This window comes from Segeticoccus rhizosphaerae (assembly GCF_005222685.1).
Classification (GTDB): domain Bacteria; phylum Actinomycetota; class Actinomycetes; order Actinomycetales; family Dermatophilaceae; genus Segeticoccus; species Segeticoccus rhizosphaerae.
The window spans coordinates 250,593-264,538 of sequence record NZ_SWMA01000003.1; the positions used below are offsets into that span (position 1 = coordinate 250,593).

Annotated in this window: 14 protein-coding genes and 1 riboswitch; of the genes, 7 read left to right on the forward strand and 7 right to left on the reverse strand. The window is 72.1% G+C overall.

Annotated features, from left to right (window positions below):
* Positions 1 to 8: 8 nt before the first annotated feature.
* A complete protein-coding gene (locus FCN22_RS04020; RefSeq protein WP_238384498.1) occupies positions 9 to 866 on the reverse strand; it encodes an SCO2322 family protein in 858 nt (285 codons plus the stop codon).
* Positions 867 to 966: 100 nt separating this feature from the next.
* A riboswitch (cobalamin riboswitch) is annotated at positions 967 to 1,098 on the reverse strand.
* Positions 1,099 to 1,152: 54 nt separating this feature from the next.
* Between FCN22_RS04020 and FCN22_RS04025 the strand changes: the two genes are divergently transcribed.
* On the forward strand, positions 1,153 to 2,688 hold the full coding sequence (locus tag FCN22_RS04025) for a cobyric acid synthase (protein WP_137120225.1): 1,536 nt from the start codon (positions 1,153 to 1,155) through the stop codon (positions 2,686 to 2,688).
* Between the two features lie 53 nt (positions 2,689 to 2,741).
* Positions 2,742 to 3,263: a SixA phosphatase family protein gene (locus tag FCN22_RS04030; protein WP_137120226.1), complete on the forward strand. Its 522-nt coding sequence runs from the start codon at positions 2,742 to 2,744 to the stop codon at positions 3,261 to 3,263.
* A gap of 8 nt (positions 3,264 to 3,271) precedes the next feature.
* Here the strand turns inward: FCN22_RS04030 and FCN22_RS04035 are convergent, their stop codons facing one another.
* Positions 3,272 to 3,676 carry a secondary thiamine-phosphate synthase enzyme YjbQ gene (locus FCN22_RS04035; RefSeq protein WP_137120227.1) on the reverse strand — a complete coding sequence of 135 codons (405 nt, stop codon included), beginning with the start codon at positions 3,674 to 3,676 and terminating at the stop codon, positions 3,272 to 3,274.
* Positions 3,677 to 3,687: 11 nt separating this feature from the next.
* Entirely contained in the window at positions 3,688 to 4,428 is a 741-nt protein-coding gene (locus FCN22_RS04040; RefSeq protein WP_137120228.1) for a PIG-L deacetylase family protein, read from the reverse strand.
* Positions 4,429 to 4,561: 133 nt separating this feature from the next.
* Between FCN22_RS04040 and cobT the strand changes: the two genes are divergently transcribed.
* From cobT to FCN22_RS04055, 3 genes are read left to right on the forward strand one after another with little or no spacing between them, the layout of a single operon-like run.
* Positions 4,562 to 5,689: a nicotinate-nucleotide--dimethylbenzimidazole phosphoribosyltransferase gene (gene cobT, locus FCN22_RS04045; RefSeq protein ID WP_238384499.1), complete on the forward strand. Its 1,128-nt coding sequence runs from the start codon at positions 4,562 to 4,564 to the stop codon at positions 5,687 to 5,689.
* Positions 5,690 to 5,742: 53 nt separating this feature from the next.
* The gene (locus FCN22_RS04050) at positions 5,743 to 5,961 is read left to right on the forward strand and encodes a hypothetical protein (protein WP_137120230.1); all 219 of its coding nucleotides are present in this window, start codon (positions 5,743 to 5,745) and stop codon (positions 5,959 to 5,961) included.
* The gene (locus tag FCN22_RS04055) at positions 5,958 to 7,304 is read left to right on the forward strand and encodes a serine hydrolase domain-containing protein (protein ID WP_137120231.1); all 1,347 of its coding nucleotides are present in this window, start codon (positions 5,958 to 5,960) and stop codon (positions 7,302 to 7,304) included. Before FCN22_RS04050 ends, FCN22_RS04055 begins: the two co-directional genes overlap by 4 nt.
* Before the next feature lie 126 nt (positions 7,305 to 7,430).
* Here the strand turns inward: FCN22_RS04055 and FCN22_RS04060 are convergent, their stop codons facing one another.
* Positions 7,431 to 8,270 carry a methyltransferase domain-containing protein gene (locus FCN22_RS04060; RefSeq protein WP_137120232.1) on the reverse strand — a complete coding sequence of 280 codons (840 nt, stop codon included), beginning with the start codon at positions 8,268 to 8,270 and terminating at the stop codon, positions 7,431 to 7,433.
* A 13-nt stretch (positions 8,271 to 8,283) separates the two neighbouring features.
* Positions 8,284 to 8,856, reverse strand: a complete 573-nt coding sequence (locus FCN22_RS04065; protein ID WP_137120233.1) for a DUF3043 domain-containing protein — start codon at positions 8,854 to 8,856, stop codon at positions 8,284 to 8,286.
* Positions 8,857 to 8,961: 105 nt separating this feature from the next.
* Here FCN22_RS04065 and FCN22_RS04070 point away from each other — a divergent pair, with 105 nt between their 5' ends.
* Positions 8,962 to 10,308: a dipeptidase gene (locus tag FCN22_RS04070; RefSeq protein WP_373681277.1), complete on the forward strand. Its 1,347-nt coding sequence runs from the start codon at positions 8,962 to 8,964 to the stop codon at positions 10,306 to 10,308.
* A gap of 14 nt (positions 10,309 to 10,322) precedes the next feature.
* Positions 10,323 to 11,369 carry a glutathione S-transferase family protein gene (locus tag FCN22_RS04075; protein WP_137120235.1) on the forward strand — a complete coding sequence of 349 codons (1,047 nt, stop codon included), beginning with the start codon at positions 10,323 to 10,325 and terminating at the stop codon, positions 11,367 to 11,369.
* 3 nt (positions 11,370 to 11,372) lie between these two features.
* Here the strand turns inward: FCN22_RS04075 and FCN22_RS04080 are convergent, their stop codons facing one another.
* The gene (locus FCN22_RS04080) at positions 11,373 to 12,566 is read right to left on the reverse strand and encodes a cysteine desulfurase-like protein (RefSeq protein ID WP_137120236.1); all 1,194 of its coding nucleotides are present in this window, start codon (positions 12,564 to 12,566) and stop codon (positions 11,373 to 11,375) included.
* A gap of 113 nt (positions 12,567 to 12,679) precedes the next feature.
* The gene (gene nadA / locus FCN22_RS04085) at positions 12,680 to 13,903 is read right to left on the reverse strand and encodes a quinolinate synthase NadA (protein WP_137120237.1); all 1,224 of its coding nucleotides are present in this window, start codon (positions 13,901 to 13,903) and stop codon (positions 12,680 to 12,682) included.
* Positions 13,904 to 13,946 lie beyond the last annotated feature (43 nt).

The following is a 13,946-nucleotide window of genomic DNA, read 5'->3' on the forward strand; positions in this document are numbered from 1 at the left end:
TCGTCGCCTCAGGGCTGCTGGCGGCGGCGCAGCGCGACGGCGCCCACGGCGAGCACTGCCAGGATGACGACCCCGACACCGACCCACGTGCCGGTCCCCGTGCCGGAGCCCTCGTCGGACCGGTCCTGGGACGCGCTGGCCTGGACGGATGCGTTGTCGCTGCTGGGGCTGCTGCTCGGCACCGCTCCGGCGGTTGACGCGGCGGTCGACGTCGCCGTGGACGTGGCGTCGGTGGACGGCGCGGGTGTGCTCGCCGCCTTGCCGGCGACCGTGAGCTGGACAGGCGTGTCGGGCTTCTTGGCCGCGGCAGACACGTCCTTGACCTCCTCGCCGCAGCCTTGGGCGGGATAGGCGTTGATGGCGCACACCAGGCCCTTCTGCGCGCGGACGTCGGCGACCGAAGCCAGCACCTCGTCACCGTGGGCCGCTTCGTCGACCTGCGCGCACTCGGCCACGGCGGCAGGAGGCTTGGCGCCGGCCGAACCGTCGGCAGGCCGCCCGTAGTCGATCACGACACCCACGCGCTTCTTGCCGTCGACGGCTGCGGTGTCACCGCAGATCTCTCCGAAGCTCGGAGTCGCCCGCGGGTCGCGGACGTCCTTGCTCGCGCCGGTGACGGCGAAGCGCCAGCCGTCGACAGAGCCGTCCTTGGGGGTGAGCTCGGCGGGCCCCTTGCTGGCGAAGGCCCATGCCCCGTCCTTGAGCTGGTAGTAGCCCCAGTAGCGGTAGGCCGCGGCGTGGGCCGGGCCGGCCGGCGCGAGCAGCATGGTGAACAGCGCCGCGAGCGCGGCTGCGACGAGCAGGATCACGAACGGGTGGCCTGCCCGGGCCTTCCGGACGGGGGCGGCAGTGGTGGCAACTGACATGTGCATTCCTCCTCACGGCCGGTGAGTGAGGCGCGGGACGGGACCCTGGGGCCCGCCCGAATCTCTGACTCCGGTCCGCGTTCCACGACGGATCTGATGTTGGAGCCGAGGGCCAGTGGCAGGTGCTCCGGCTTGCCGGCCCCGGGTGGTCACACCACGGGACACGGCCTACGGTTGCGGGTCAGCGCCGGACTTCGACCGGCTTCCCCTGATCACAGGCTTTCGGTGATCGAACCGTCCCACGTGGTCGGCGGGGTGTCAAAGGCGTCTCGAGGAGGAGGCACGCGTGGGTCGTGGCGGCGGAGGACTGCTGGTCGCCGGGACGACCTCGGACGCGGGCAAGAGCCTGGTGACCGCGGGGCTGTGCCGGTGGCTGGCGCGGGAGGGGGTGCGTGTCGCTCCCTTCAAGAGTCAGAACATGTCCAACAACTCGATGGTCTGCCCGGACGGTTCGGAGATCGGTCGGGCCCAGTGGCTGCAGGCGGTGGCCGCCCGGGCGACCCCGGAGGCGGCGATGAATCCGGTGCTGTTGAAGCCGGGCTCCGACCTGCGCTCGCACGTGGTGCTGATGGGCCGGCCCCACGGCGAGCTCGAGGCGGGGGAGTGGGCGACGAACCGGCGCGTTCTCGCGGAGCGCTCGTTCGAGGCCTACCGCGACCTGGCGGGCCGCTACGACGTCGTCATCGCCGAGGGGGCCGGCAGCCCGGCCGAGGTCAACCTGCGCGAGGGCGACTACGTCAACCTCGGCCTGGCCCGTTCGGCCGACCTGCCCGTCGTGGTCGTGGGCGACATCGACCGAGGGGGCGTCCTGGCCGCGATGTACGGCACGCTCGGCCTGCTCGACCCGGCGGACCGGGCCCACGTCCGCGGATGGATCGTGAACAAGTTCCGTGGCGACCTCGACCTGCTCCGGCCCGGTCTGTCGATGCTCGAGGAACGCACCTCACGCCCCGTGCTCGGTGTCCTGCCGTTCCTGTATGACGTGTGGCTGGACGGTGAGGACTCGCTCGCCGTGGCGGGGTGGTCCGGCGCCGACTCCGAGGGCGCATCCGAGCCGGCTGCCGCCGCGACACGGCCCGGCCCGACGATGACCGTTGTCGTGGTGCGGTTCCCGAGGGTCTCCAACACGACCGACGTCGACGCGCTGGCCGCCGAGCCCGGCGTCGACGTCCGGGTGGTGGCGGACCCCGACGCGGTGGCCCGGGCCGACCTGGTGGTCCTGCCGGGCTCGCGCGCCACGGTGTCCGACCTGTCCTGGCTCCGGTCGCGCGGCCTCGACCGGGCGTTGGCTCGGCGGGCCGCGGAGGGCCGTCCGGTGCTGGGTATCTGCGGCGGCTACCAGATGCTCGCCCGGACGATCGAGGATCCAGACGGTGTCGAATCACCTTCGGGCGGAAGCGTGCCCGGCCTGGGCCTCCTGCCGACGACGGTGCGGTTCGAAGCGGTCAAGAAGTTGGGGGCGCCACGGGGGGAGTGGCGCGGGACGGCCGTGACGGCATACGAGATCCACCACGGGACAACGCGGCTCCACCCGTCAGCCGCAGTACCGGACACCGTGGGGGATTCGCGCGAACGGTTCCTGGACGGGTGGCGGGTCGGCAGCGTCTGGGGGACGACCTGGCACGGCACGCTGGAGAACGACGCCTTCCGCCGCGCGTTCCTCCGGGCCGTCGGGCGACAGGCCGGTCTGCGGTGGCGTCCGCTGGCCGACGCTCCGGGTTTCGCACAGCGGCGGGAGGCGATGCTCGACCGGCTCGCCGACGCGGTCGAGGAGCACCTCGACACCGACGCGCTGTCGCGCCTGATCGGCCTGGAGGGCTGACGAGCCGACCGCCGAGGCATGACAAAGCTGCCCGGTCGCGGCATGCTCGAGGTATGACGCGCGCCAGCCACGACCGGACGCTCATCCTCCTGCGCCACGCGAAGGCCGAGCAGGGCAGCGGGGTGGATGCCGAGCGGAAGCTGACCGACTGCGGGGTGCGGGACGCCAAGGCGGCCGGCCGGTGGATCGCCGAGCACGGCTACGGCGCCGACGAGGTGCTGTGCTCACCGGCGGTCCGCACCACGATGACGTGCGACGCGGTGGCCACTGCGGGGTGCTCGGAGGCCGAGGTGCGGCACGACCGTCGGATCTACAACGCCAGTCCCGAGGCGTTGCTCGAGGTGCTTCACGACGCGCCGGAGGACGCGAATGTCGTCCTGCTGGTGGGCCATGCTCCCGGACTCCCTTCGCTCGCCAGCCTGCTCGCGGACGGCAAGGGGTCGACGATCGCCCACGAGCACATGTCCGAGGGGTTTCCCACCAGTGGGATCGCGGTCCTCAGCTACGCAGGGGCCTGGTCGGAGCTCGGGTTCGCGGACGCGCGGCTCGAACGCTTCGGCGTGGGGCGCGGCTGACTGCCCGGTCAGCCGGCCAGGAACGACAGCCGGACCCGGCGTTCCTCGTTGTCGACGTTGAGGTCAACCAGGCAGATGCTCTGCCACGTGCCGAGAGCGAGCCGGCCACCCTCGACGGGCACGGTGGCATACGGCGGGATGAGGGCCGGCATGACGTGCGAGCGGCCGTGCCCCGGCGTGCCGTGCTGGTGCCGCCAGCGGTCGTCGGCCGGCAGCAGGTCGCGCAGGGCCGCCAGGAGGTCGTCGTCGCTGCCGGCGCCCGTCTCGAGGATCGCGATCCCCGCGGTGGCGTGCGGCACGAAGACGTGCAGGAGTCCGTCGCCCTCACGGCTCACGAACGACGCGCAGTCGTCGGTGAGGTCGAGCACCATGTCGCTGTCGCCGGTCCGGTAGGTCTGCAGCTCGGAACGCATGCCCCCGAGTCTCACACGGAGAAGACCTCGAAGAGGAGACCGTGCCGCACGGCCAGGGTCTTGCCGCCGGCGGACAGCATGCCGTCGAGCAGCTCCTCGGGCGCGGGATAGTCGGCCGCCAGGCCCGCGAGGTACTCGCGGTGCGCGGCCAGGGAGGCGACCGCCGCCTCGAGGTGGCCGCTCACGTCCACACCGTGCGTCGGCACCGGCGAGCCGGCGAAGCAGACGTGGTGCACGCCCGGCCACGGTTCGTGCCCCTCGTCGACCAGCTCGGGAAAGATCCAGCGGTTGCCGGCGTCCCGGGCACCATCGAGCGCGGCGAGCCCGACTGCCCGGTGGTCGGCCTGGTTGGCGAAGCCCCCATCGAACGCCTCCCGATGGGTGACCGAGAAGACCACATCCGGCCGGTGGGTCCGCACGGCCCTCGCGATGTCGCGGCGCAACGGGAGGCCGTACTCGACCACGCCGTCACGGTGGTCGAGGAACTCGACGACGTCGACCCCCACGGCCGCCGCACCGTCGCGCTCCTCCTGCTCACGCAACGGGCCGGACTGCGTCGGTGGCATCCCGTCGATTCCCGCCTCGCCCCGGGTCGCCAGCAGGTAGGTCACCTGTTTGCCCTGACGGATCCACTTGTCCACCGCGGCCGCGGTGCCGTACTCGAGGTCGTCCGGGTGCGCCACGACGCACAGCGCCCGGGTCCACGACTCGTCGAGGGCGGGCAGGGGCGTGGGCAACGCGTCATCGCTCATGGCGTGCACGCTATCCCCGCCACCACGCCCCGGCGCCGATTTCGGGGAGGCACGATGGGGCGATCACCCCGTCACAACTCCCCAGCGGTGGTGACGGCCCTGCCGATGGCTCGCCCTGGGGCATGATGGCCGCGTGCCCCTGACAGAGAACCGCCCGTCGCTGCTCGACACCACCCTCACCGCGATCGTCCCGGTCTCGGCGCAGGCGGCGCGGGCCGCCGAAGAACGACAGGGGTTGCTCACCAAGCCACCCGGCTCGATGGGGGCACTCGAGACCCTGGGCAGCCGGCTGGCCGGGATGTATGACGAGTGCCCACCACCGCTGCCCGAGCCGGTCGCCATCGCCGTCTTCGCGGGCGACCACGGAGTGCATGCCCAGGGCGTGACGCCGTGGCCGCAGGAGGTCACGCTGCAGATGGTGGGCAACTTCCTGGCCGGAGGTGCCGTGGTCAACGCGTTGGCCCGGCAGATCGGCGCCCGGGTCGTGGTCGTGGACGTGGGCGTGGCCGGCGAGGTGCCTGACGCGCCGGATCTGTTCGCGCGCAAGGTCGCTCGGGGGACTGCTGACATGACACGAGGTCCCGCCATGACACCGCAGCAGACGCTCGCGGCGGTCGAGGTGGGCATCGAGGTCGCCGGTGCGCTGGTGGCGCAAGGACACCGGCTGCTGGTCACGGGTGACATGGGGATCGCCAACACGACGGCATCGGCTGCGCTGACCAGCGTCCTCACCGGGGCGCCGGCCGCCGACGTGACCGGCCGGGGCACCGGCATCGACGATGCCACCCACGCCCGCAAGACCGAGGTCGTCGGCCGTGCCATCCGCGTGAACGGGCTGGCCACCGATGATGTCGGCACCGACCCGCTGCGGGTGCTCGCCGCGGTCGGGGGTCTCGAGCACGCGGCCCTCCTGGGCTACCTGCTGGCCGCCGCGGCGCACCGGACACCGGTCGTGCTCGACGGCGTCATCGCGTGCTCGGCCGCGTTGGTGGCGCAGGCCCTCTGCGCCGACGCGGCCGGCTACTGGATCGCGGGCCACCGCTCGGTCGAGCCCGGCGCCAGCGCCGCCTTGGCCCACCTCGGGCTCGATCCGCTGGTCGACCTCGGTCTGCGCCTCGGAGAGGGCAGCGGCGCCGCCCTGGCCGTGCCGCTCGTGCAGTCCGCCGCTCGACTGTTGCGCGAGGTCGCAACCTTCGATTCCGCCGGGGTGACCGACAAGTCCGGCGGAAGCACCGCCGGGCCCGGGCGCCACGCCTCGTGAGGGCCGCAGTCATCCGCGTCGAGTTGGTTGCAGCGTCCCCCTAGGCTGAGCGCATGAGCACTGCGTGGACGTGGACCTTCCAGGACGCCGAGGGCAAGGAGCTCGCCGACCGCGAGAAGCTGGGCGGTGGCCCGTTCCCCTCCCAGGGCGACGCGGAGAGCTGGATCGGTGAGGAATGGCGTGCGCTCGCCGACGCCGGTGTCGAGTCGGTGACCCTCCATGAGGACGGCACGGTGGTCTACGGGCCCATGAGCCTGCGGCCGGCCGAGTGAGCGGCCTGGGGGAGGCCACCCGCAGCACGCTCGATCGGCTCGCCGCGAACGCCCAGCGCGACTGGCGCACACCGGGACTGAGCGCCGGACTGGTCCGCGACGGAGAGCTGGTGTGGTCGTCCCACGTCGGGTCGGCCCGGCTGGAACCCGAACCCGAACCTGCCACCGACGACACGCAGTACCTGATCGGGTCGGTGACCAAGACGTTCACCGCGGTGCTGGTCATGGCGTTGCGTGACGAGGGCAAGCTGCGCCTCGACGACCCGTTGTCGACGCACCTGCCCGGGACGGCGCACGGGACGATCACGATCCGCCAGATGCTCGCCCACGCCTCAGGGCTGCAGCGCGAACCCGTCGGCCGGATCTGGGAGAGCCTGGACGCGCCGGACGAGGAGCGCCTGCTGCGGGAGCTGGGGCAGGCCGAGCGGGTGCTTCCACCACACTTCGCGTTCCACTACTCCAACCTCGCGTATGCCCTGCTCGGCCAGGTCGTCGAGCGTCTCGAGGGTTGCTCGTGGCAGGAGTCGGTGACACGCCGCGTCCTGCAACCCCTCGGGATGGCGCACAGCGGCCTGACTCCCGACGACGCACGTCGCGCGCACGGCTACTCGGTGCACCCGCACAGCCGGGTCGCGAGGCGCGAGCCGCTCTTCGAGCTCAGGGCCACGGCTCCGCTCGGTGGCCTGTGGAGCACCGTCGCCGACCTGGCGCGCTATGCCGCCTTCGTCGCCGACCCGGACCCGGACGTCCTGTCCCGCGACACGGTCGACGAGATGTGCCGGCCCCTGATCATGACCGACCTGGAGGGCTGGTCGCGCGCCTACGGACTCGGCTACGACCTGCAGCGAGCCGGTGATCGCGTGCTGGCGGGCCACGGCGGCGCCATGCCGGGCTACGTCACCGGGCTCCGCGTGCGCCGCAAGGACAAGGTGGGCGCGGTCGTCTTCGCCAACACCACTGCCGGCGCCGATCCGGTGGCGTTGGCCACCGACCTGGTCACCGCCGTCCTGGACGCCGAACCGACTCCGGCCACGCCGTGGACCCCGTCACGTCCGCAGCCGGCCCTCGACGGGATCCTCGGCAGCTGGTGGTCCGAGGGCGAGGAGATCGTCCTGGAGGTGCGGGACGGCCAGCTGTGGTCCCGGTTGCCCGCGCTGCCGGGGCCCCTGGCGGAGACCCGGTTCGAGGCTGATGGGACCGGTCGCTTCCGTGCGGTCGAGGGGCGCGAGCGTGGTGAGCTGCTCGAGGTGACCCGCGACGAGCAGGGAGCGGTGTCCCGCCTGCACTTCGCGACCTACGCCCTGACCCGCGCGCCCGCCTCCTTCGGCGAGCTGGCTGACTAGGTCGGCGCGGACCCATGCAGAGTTCACGGGTCCGCGGACTGTGCCCGCCTGAGCGGCCGATCCGCGTGCAGAGTTCACGGGTCCGCGGATTGTGTCCCGCCCCAGCGGCGCGGCCGCGTGCGAGGGTCAGAGCAGTGTCGTCGTCGACGGCCACGGCCGCCGGGCGACCAGGTGCATCAAGGTGCCCATCCTGCGGTAGGGGTCGGTGCGCCCGAACCGCTCCTCGAGGTCGAGCAGGGCCCGCGCCTGCTCGGGGTCCTGCGGAAAGGACTCCTCGACCGGCACGTTGTCGCTCGCGATCCGCACGCCGTACCACGCCTCCAGGGCGAGCCCGGACGAGCGCAACAGGTCCTCCAACCCCTCACGCCAGTCGGCCCGGGCGTCAACCCCGATCTCGTTGCGGTAGACCGGTGAACGGTGCTCCCGGTCTGCACGATCGACCTCGTCCAGCAGCTCGAGGGCCCCGCGCCAGTCGTGCCGCGCGGCAGGGCGCCAGGCCAGCGCCTCGGCGTTGCGGGTGAGGACCGACAGTGTCCCGCCGGCCGCGACGAGCCCGGCCAGCTCGGTCAGCGCCACGACGGGGGAGTCGAGGTACATCAACACCCCGTGGCACAGCACCACCTGGTAGCCGCCCGGATCGGCCACGTCCGCGAGATCACCGATGCCCCCCGCGCGGAGGTCGACCCGGGCGCGGACCGCAGGAGTCTCGTCCTCGAGCGCCTCCGCACAGGCCTCGCGCATCCGCGGTTCCGGCTCGACCGCGGTGACCTCGAAACCCTCCCGCGCCAACCGGATCGCCTGCGTGCCCTGGCCCGAGCCCACGTCGATCGCGCTGGCGCCCGACGGCATCGGCAGGTGCGCGGTCAGCTGGCGCGCCACCACCTCCTGCCGGACCACGTTGCGCAGGTTGCCGAGCCGCGACAACCACGATCCGCTGCCCGTGGCAAAGGCGTTGGTGGCGTCCATGTCGACCGCCGCGTCAGCGGGGCTTGTCTCCGCGCTCGACCTGGGGCTTGGGCATCCGCGAGCGGCGCATCTGGAACGAGCGCATCACGGCATACATCATCGAACCGCGGGGCGGCGCCTCATGGAACCTCTCCTCGATCCGCTTCCTGATGCGGCGCCAGAGGAAGAAGGCGTCGACCACCCCGATGACGACGATGCCGTAGACGAGGACCAGCACGAGGAACTGCGTGGTCGCGTTCCTGACGAAGGCGAGCGCGAGCACGACCACCATCAGCGGCAGCAGGAACTCTCCGATGTTCCAGCGGGAGTCGACGGTGTCGCGGATGAATCGCTTGATCGGACCCTTGTCGCGAGCGGGCAGGTAGCGCTCGTCGCCCCGCATCATCGCCTCGCGCCGCTTGACCCGCTCCTCGCGCGCCTTGGCCTTGTCGGTCTTGCCGGCAGCCTTGCGGTCGGTCGGCACGAGGGGCTGCTTGCGAGCAGCCTCCTGCGCGCGCCGCTTGGGCGTCGGACGGTTCTTGGCCCCCGGCCGCTCGACCGGGTTGCTGTCGGCCTCGGCCTCGGAAGTCTTCTTGCGTCCAAACACGAAGCACACTGTATGTCGTGTGCTCACCGCCGCTCCCACCGCCGTCGCCCGACGACGCGCCGCAGTAGTCTCGCGAACGTGACCGACGACGCGAGCAAGACCGACCTGACCGACGACGCCGCGCGGCTGAGCACCCTGCGCGGGCGCGTGCGTGGCCTGATGCCGACCGTGCGCCGGGACCTCGAGGCGCTGACCCGCATCCCCAGCGTGTCACTCGACTCGTTCGACCAGGGTCTCGTCGACCAGAGCGCCTCCGCCGTGGCCGAGCTGCTCGAGTCAGAGGGGCTCGTGGTGGAGATCGTCCGCGAGGGCGGCCGGCCGGCCGTGATCGGTCACCTCGACGGACCCGAGGGCGCGCCGACGATCCTGCTCTACGCGCACCACGACGTGCAGCCGCCGGGGGACGACGCCGACTGGGACAGCCCGCCGTTCGAACCCACCGAGCGCGGCGGCCGCCTCTACGGCCGGGGCGCGGCCGACGACAAGGCCGGGATCATGGCGCACGTCGCGGCCCTGCGCGCTCACGCCGGGGGCCTTCCCGTGGGCGTGTCGATCTTCGTCGAGGGCGAGGAGGAGGTCGGGTCGGACAGCCTGGCCACCATCCTCGAGCGGCACGGCGAGCGGCTGCGCGCCGACGCGATCGTGCTGGCCGACTCCACCAACTGGGACATCGGCACCCCGGCGCTCACGACCACCCTGCGGGGCATGGTGCGGGTGGTCGTCGAGGTGCGCGCGCTCGACCACTCCATCCACAGCGGCATGTTCGGCGGCGCGGTGCCCGACGGCATCATGGCGCTGACGCGACTGCTCGCCAGCCTGCACGACGACGAGGGCAACGTCGCCGTGGCCGGGCTGAGATCGGGCCACGCCGCCGAGCTGGAGATGACCGAGGACCAGCTGCGGCGCGACGCCGGCCTGCTCGAGGGCGTCCAGACGATCGGTACCGACTCGTTGCTCTCACGGATGTGGACCAAGCCGTCGCTGACCGTGATCGGGCTGGACGCACCCTCGGTCGACACCTCCTCCAACACCCTGGTGCCGTCGGCCCGGGCCAAGATCTCGATGAGGATCGCTCCGGACGAGAGTCCGCGGACGGCATACGAGGCACTCGAGCGACACCTGCGCGAGCATGCGCCGTGGGGGGTGCACGTGGACGTCCGGCTCGACGACGAGGGCGAGGGCTTCGCCGCGCAGGCGGAGGGCCCGATCTATGACCAGGCACGCGCCGCCTTCGAGGACGCCTGGGGCGTGCCGCCGGTCGACATCGGCGTGGGCGGGTCGATCCCGTTCGTGGCCGCGTTCGCGGAGAGGTTCCCGGACGCCGCGATCCTGGTGACCGGCGTCGAGGACCCCGACACCCGGGCGCACGGTGCCAACGAGAGCCTGCACCTCGGGGAGTTCGAGCGGGTCTGCCTGGCCGAGGCCGTGCTGCTCGACCGCCTCGGCCGATGACGTAGGTTCGGGGTATGGCCAAGGACACCAGCACGGCATACGTCGAGGAGAGCTTCCAGCGGGACACGCGTTACCTCGACGACCGGATCACCAGCGACGGCAACAGCGGCTGGCCGGTCGAGGCGGGCCGCTACCGGCTCGTCGCGGCGCGGGCCTGCCCCTGGGCCAACCGGGCCATCATCGTCCGACGGCTGCTCGGGCTGGAGGGCGCGCTCTCGATGGGCCTCGCCGGTCCGACCCACGACGCGAACAGCTGGACCTTCGACCTCGACCCCGACGGCCTCGACCCGGTGTTGCGCATCCCGCGGCTCAAGGACGCCTACGAGAAGCGGCAACCCGGCTACCCGCGCGGCATCACCGTGCCGGCCATCGTCGACATCCCCACCGGGCAGGTCGTCACCAACGACTTCAAGCAGATCACCGTGGACCTGTCGGCACAGTGGACCGCCTTCCACCGCGAGGGCGCCCCGCAGCTCTACCCCGAGGCGCTGCGCGAGGAGATCGAGGAGGTCTCCGAGCGGGTCTACCGCGACGTCAACAACGCGGTCTACGAGGCGGGCTTCGCCGGCACCCAGGAGTCGTATGACGAGGCGTACCACCGCCTGTTCGCCGCCTTGGACTGGCTCTCCGAACGGCTCGAGGGCCGCCGCTACCTGGTGGGCGACACCGTCACCGAGGCCGACGTGCGCCTCTTCACCACGCTGGCCCGCTTCGACCCCGTCTACCACGGGCACTTCAAGTGCAACCGGAGCAAGCTCTCGGAGATGCCGGTGCTGTGGGCCTACGCGCGAGACCTGTTCCAGACGCCGGGTTTCGGCGACACCATCGACTTCGCGCAGATCAAGCGGCACTACTACGTCGTGCACCGTGACGTGAACCCGACCGGTGTGGTGCCCGACGGCCCGGACCTGTCCAACTGGGCGACACCGCACGGCCGGGAAGCCTTGGGCGGCAGGCCGTTCGGTGACGGCACCCCGCCCGGGCCGCCGCCGGAGGGCGAGCGTGTGCCGACCGAGCACAACCCCACCCTGGACGCCGAGGGGATGTTCGCCGGCGCCTGATCGTCAAAGCGCGGCGAGCCGCTCCAGCAGACGGTCGACCTCGGCCTCGGTCGTGTAGGGCGCGAGACCGACCCGGATGCCACCCTCGTCGCCCAGTCCCAGGTGCCGGGAGGCCTCCAGCGCGTAGAAGTGGTCTGCCGGGGCGTTGATCCCGTCGGCGGCGAGGCGCTCGTAGACCTCGTCCCCGGGACGGTCTGCATGTGTCATCAGGACGGTCGGCGTGCGGCGCCTCGCTCGTCCGTGCACGGTGATCTGCGGCTGGTCGGCCAGCCCCTTCAGCAGCCGAGCCAGCAGGGCGTCCTCGTGCTGTTCGACCGCGGCCATCGACGCGAGCACCCGCGTCCGCCGGTCGCCGTCACCGGGGACCAGGTCCGCGATGAAGTCCACCGTCGCGGTCGTCCCCGCGAGGACCTCGTAGGGCAGCGTGCCCAGCTCGAAGCGTTCGGGGACGACCTCGGTGGAGGGCATGAGCTTGTCCGGCCGCAGCGTCTCGAGCAGCTCGGGAGCAGCCGCCAGCACCCCGTGGTGAGGACCGAAGAACTTGTAGGGCGAGCAGGTGTAGAAGTCGGCTCCCAGCTCGGCGACGTCGACGGGTGCGTGCGGAGTGAGGTGCACTCCGTCGACGTAGAGCAGGGCCCCCACGTCGTGCGCGGCGAGCCCGATCGCCGCCGTGTCGGGTCGGGTGCCGATCAGGTTGGAGGCGCCGGTGACCGCGACGACGCGCGTGCGTTCACCGAGCAGCCCGGTGACCGCCGAGACGGGCAGCTCGCCCGTGTCCGGGTCGAACTCGGCCCACCGGACCACCGCACCAGCTACCTCGGCGGCGATGACCCAGGGCCGGATGTTGGCGTCGTGGTCCAGCCGGGAGACGACGACCTCGTCGCCGGGGGACCACTGCTTGGCCAGGGTGCGCGCCATGTCCATCGTCAGCTGGGTGGCCGAACGGCCGAACACGACGCCACGAGGATCGGCACCGAGCAGGTCCGCGACGGCCGCTCGGGCCGCGAGGACCACCGCTTCCGCGCGCTGTTCGGCAGCGGTCACCGAGCCACGGTTGGCCAGGCCCGCCACCATCGTGTCCGCCACCGCACGGCCGACGACCTCGGGAGTCTGCGAACCCCCGGGCCCGTCGAAGTACGCCACCTCGTCGGAGACGGCAGGGAAGGCGGAACGGATGCGGTCGACGTCGAGGCTCATGGGCCAATTCTGCTCCGGGGCGGTGGTGCGCCCGGACCCGGTCCGGTGGCTGAGAACGGGCCGGGCGGCCAGCGGGCCCGCCGCGTCGCCGAGCAGCGCGCCGCCGACGGGTCTCAGTCCTTGGCGGTCCCGCCGGGCAGGGCCAGCATCTGGTCGAGCGCGACCTGCGCCCAGTGCGCGACGTCCGGGTCGACCTCGATCCGATTGACCACCCGGCCGGCGACGAGCGACTCGAGGGCCCACACGAGGTGCGGCAGGTCGATCCGGTTCATCGTCGAGCAGTAGCAGACGTTCTTCTCCAGGAAGGCGATCCGCTGCTTCGGGAACTGCCGGGCCAGTCGCTGCACGAGGTTGAGCTCGGTGCCGACGACCCAGGACGTGCCGTCGGGCGCCGCCGAGATGGTCTTGATGATCTTCTCGGTGGAACCGACCTCGTCGGCGAGCGCGACCACCTCATGGCGGCACTCGGGGTGCACGATCACCTTGACGTCCGGGATCTCCCGGCGCGCGGTCTCGACGGCGTCGACGCTGAACCGCCCATGCACCGAGCAGTGGCCCCGCCAGAGGATGATCCGGGCCGACCGGACCTGCTCGGGGGTCAGGCCACCCATGGGTCGGTGCGGGTCGAGGACGACACAGTCCTCGAGCGCGAGCCCGAGGTCGAGGGCGGTGTTGCGGCCGAGGTGCTGGTCGGGCAGGAAGAGCACCTTGCCGCTGCCGCCGACGCCGCCGACCTTGTCGAAGGCCCAGGTGAGCGCCGTGCGGGCGTTGCTGGAGGTGCAGACCGTGCCGCCGTGCCGGCCGGTGAAGGCCTTGATCGCGGCCGAGGAGTTCATGTAGGTCACCGGCACCACGTCGTCGGCGACGCCGAGCTCGACCAGGTCGTCCCAGGCGTCCTCCACCTGGCCGATGTCGGCCATGTCGGCCATCGAGCAGCCGGCCGCCAGATCCGGAAGGATCACGGCCTGTTCGTCACTGGTCAGGATGTCAGCGGACTCGGCCATGAAGTGCACGCCGCAGAAGACGATGTATGGCGCGTCCGGCCGCGCCGCTGCCTCCTTGGCCAGTTTGAACGAGTCACCGGTGACGTCGGCGAACTCGATGACCTCGCTGCGCTGGTAGTGGTGTCCGAGCACGAACACCCGGTCGCCGAGTGCGGCTTTCGCCGCCCGGGCGCGCTCGACCAGCGCCGGGTCGGACGGTGCCGGGAGGTCTCCCGGGCACTCGACACCCCGCTCGCTGGCCAGCTCGGTGCCGTGGCCGAGGACGAGGAGCGGCAGGGCCGGCGTGCCGGTCGGTGGAGCGGGGCGGTCCGTGGTGGTGCTCACGCGCGTCATCGTGCCACAGCGTGCGGCCGTGGCCGTCGGCCTTTCGCCTGCC

Coding starts and splice junctions, on each gene's coding strand:
- FCN22_RS04020 (WP_238384498.1), bottom strand. CDS start 866: ATGTCAGTTGCCACCACTGCCGCCCCCGTCCGGAAGGCCCGGGCAGGC.
- FCN22_RS04030 (WP_137120226.1), top strand. CDS start 2,742: ATGACGCGCGCCAGCCACGACCGGACGCTCATCCTCCTGCGCCACGCG.
- FCN22_RS04035 (WP_137120227.1), bottom strand. CDS start 3,676: ATGCGTTCCGAGCTGCAGACCTACCGGACCGGCGACAGCGACATGGTG.
- FCN22_RS04040 (WP_137120228.1), bottom strand. CDS start 4,428: ATGAGCGATGACGCGTTGCCCACGCCCCTGCCCGCCCTCGACGAGTCG.
- FCN22_RS04050 (WP_137120230.1), top strand. CDS start 5,743: ATGAGCACTGCGTGGACGTGGACCTTCCAGGACGCCGAGGGCAAGGAG.
- FCN22_RS04060 (WP_137120232.1), bottom strand. CDS start 8,270: ATGGACGCCACCAACGCCTTTGCCACGGGCAGCGGATCGTGGTTGTCG.
- FCN22_RS04075 (WP_137120235.1), top strand. CDS start 10,323: ATGGCCAAGGACACCAGCACGGCATACGTCGAGGAGAGCTTCCAGCGG.
- FCN22_RS04080 (WP_137120236.1), bottom strand. CDS start 12,566: ATGAGCCTCGACGTCGACCGCATCCGTTCCGCCTTCCCTGCCGTCTCC.
- nadA (WP_137120237.1), bottom strand. CDS start 13,903: ATGACGCGCGTGAGCACCACCACGGACCGCCCCGCTCCACCGACCGGC.